The 877-nt window shown below is 44.4% G+C and carries 1 pseudogene; it reads left to right on the top strand.

From position 1 onward, the window contains the following. Positions 1-877 (top strand): annotated as a pseudogene (locus UF05_RS08530) (IS3 family transposase); the annotation flags it as partial.

Here is an 877-nt window from a genome sequence, read left to right as displayed (position 1 = left end):
GATGACTTAGCTGCTGAAGTAGCCAAACTCAAAAGACAGTTGGCAGAACAAGCAGAAGAGCTAGATATCGTAAAAAAGGCCGCCACCTACTTCGCGAAAAATCTAAAGTAGATTGCTATGAATTCATGCTTGAACACTTGCTGTGCTTCAGTGTTGTCCGCATGGTTAAGGTATTCAGGGTTTCTCGAAGTGGGTTTTATTATTGGATTAAGCATCGCCACAAGGCCATCCAGCGCGAGACAATTCGTCAAGAGCTTGATACAAAGGTCAAAGATGCTTTTGACAACAGTAAAGGTCGAGATGGTTCAAGATGTATCCAGAAAGAACTCGCTGAGAACGGTAATAGCCATAATGTTAAAACCATTGCAGCCAGCATGAAGCGTCAGGATTTAACGCCGAAAGCGGCACGCAAGTTTAAGTGTACAACGGACAGCAAACATAAGATGCCTGTAGCTCCGAACTTGCTAGCTCAGGACTTTACTGCAACGGCTCCGAGTCAAAAATGGGCGGGCGATATCACGTATCTTGCCACAAGTGAAGGCTGGTTGTATTTGGCTGTGATCATTGACCTTTAATCACGGCAAGTAATTGGTTGGTCAATGGATACGAAGATGATGGCAACACTGGTCTGCGATGCATTATCAATGGCTCTGTTCCGTCGAGGCTTTCCAGAGGAAGTTATTGTTCATAGTGATCGTGGTAGCCAGTATTGCTCGAAAGATTATCGAGACCTCATAACTGCTTATAATCTAAAACAAAGTATGAGCAGGAAAGGAAACTGCTGGGACAATGCCTGTGTTGAGAGCTTCTTCCATTCGATGAAAGTGGAAGCGATTCAATACGAACCAATAATGACCAGAGATGAGATGCGCCAAAC

The sequence above is a fragment of the Vibrio sp. S457-15 genome (genome assembly GCF_000960545.1).
Lineage (GTDB): Bacteria > Pseudomonadota > Gammaproteobacteria > Enterobacterales > Vibrionaceae > Vibrio > Vibrio parahaemolyticus.
This window is presented reverse-complemented; position numbering and strand designations above follow the sequence as displayed.